Source organism: Pseudomonas edaphica (genome assembly GCF_005863185.1).
Taxonomy (GTDB): Bacteria; Pseudomonadota; Gammaproteobacteria; order Pseudomonadales; family Pseudomonadaceae; genus Aquipseudomonas; species Aquipseudomonas edaphica.
Genome location: NZ_VBVZ01001072.1, coordinates 1 through 856 on the forward strand (window position 1 = coordinate 1; position 856 = coordinate 856).

At 64.1% G+C, this 856-nt stretch carries 1 pseudogene; it reads left to right on the forward strand.

The window, feature by feature from the left end:
- Window positions 1–856, forward strand: a pseudogene (locus FEM54_RS33315) (hypothetical protein); the annotation flags it as partial.

Below are 856 nucleotides of genomic sequence, written 5' to 3' on the forward strand. Positions count from 1 at the left end.
TACTTCCACAGCAACGCGGGCCTGGGCGACAGCACGGCCACCGGCACCGACAGCGTAGCCATCGGCCCGGTGGCAACTGCTTCGGCCGACAACGCCATTGCCTTGGGCAACGGTGCCAACGCCAGCATCGCCAACTCCCTGGCCCTGGGTAATGGCGCCACCACCACGGCTGCCACTGCCACCGCCAGTAGCGTGATCAACGGCACCACGTATACCTTCGCCGGTGCCGCGCCTGTGGGCGTGCTCAGCGTTGGCGCCGTCGGTGCCGAGCGGCAGATCAGCAACGTCGCCGCTGGGCGGGTCTCGGCCACCAGCACCGACGCGGTAAACGGCAGCCAGTTGAATGCCACTAACACCTCGGTGAGCGACCTGAGCACCAACCTCAGCACGCAGATCAGCAACCTGACCAACACTGCCGCCGAGGGCGTCAAGTACGATGATGTGAACACCAAAACCTCGGTGACCTTCAACCAAGGCGGTACTGCAACGACCTTGACCAACGTCGCCGCCGGCACCTTGAGCGCCACCAGCACTGATGCGGTCAATGGCAGCCAATTGAATGCCACCAACACCTCCGTCACCGACCTGGGCACCAGTCTCAGTACGTCCATTACCAACCTGGGCAACAGCTTCAGCACCCAGTTGGGCAACATCGTCACCAACGGCGCTGGTATCAAGTATTTCCACAGCAACTCGGCCCTGGGTGACAGCACGGCCACCGGCACCGACAGCGTAGCCATCGGCCCGGTGGCAACTGCTTCGGCCGACAACGCCATTGCCCTGGGCAACGGTGCCAACGCCAGCACCGCCAACTCTTTGGCCCTGGGTAATGGCGCCACCACCGCTGCGGCCACTG